Here is a 572-nt window from a genome sequence, read left to right on the forward strand (position 1 = left end):
TGGCCGCCCAGTTCGAAGAAGTTGTCGTGGCGCCCGACCCGCTCGACACCGAGAAGCTCCGCCCAGATCTGTGCCAGCGCCGTCTCGACCGCGCCCTGCGGCGCCTCATAGGCCGTCCGCGCATAGGCGCCGTCGGCCGGCGCCGGCAGTGCCTTGCGGTCGAGCTTGCCGTTCGGCGTCAGCGGCAGCGCCGCGAGCCGCACGAACGCAGCCGGCACCATGTAGTCCGGCAGCCGCCCGCTCACATGCGCGCGCAAGGCGCCGGCAAGCGCGCCGCCATCGTCCTCGTCCGATCCTGCCTCGGGTCCACACACGACATAGGCGACAAGGTGCTTGTCGCCGGCCCGGTCCTGGCGCGCCACCACCACCGCCTCGCGCACCCAGGCGTGCTCGCAAAGCCGCGCCGCGATCTCGCCCGGCTCGATGCGGAAGCCGCGGATCTTCACCTGGTCGTCGTTGCGGCCCAGAAACTCCAGATTGCCGTCCGGCAGATAACGCGCCAGATCGCCGGTCTTATACAGCCGATCGCCTTCCACAAAGGGACTGGCGATGAACCGCTCCGCCGTCAGATC

1 protein-coding gene is annotated in these 572 nt (G+C 70.1%); it reads right to left on the reverse strand.

Annotated features, from left to right (window positions below; all coding sequences use genetic code 11):
• Nucleotides 1-572 (reverse strand): AMP-binding enzyme (locus NKJ12_RS32205; protein ID WP_502905769.1); only part of this gene is annotated, 572 nt, incomplete at both ends.

It is taken from the genome of Mesorhizobium sp. M0195 (assembly GCF_040322115.1).
Taxonomy (GTDB): Bacteria; Pseudomonadota; Alphaproteobacteria; order Rhizobiales; family Rhizobiaceae; genus Mesorhizobium.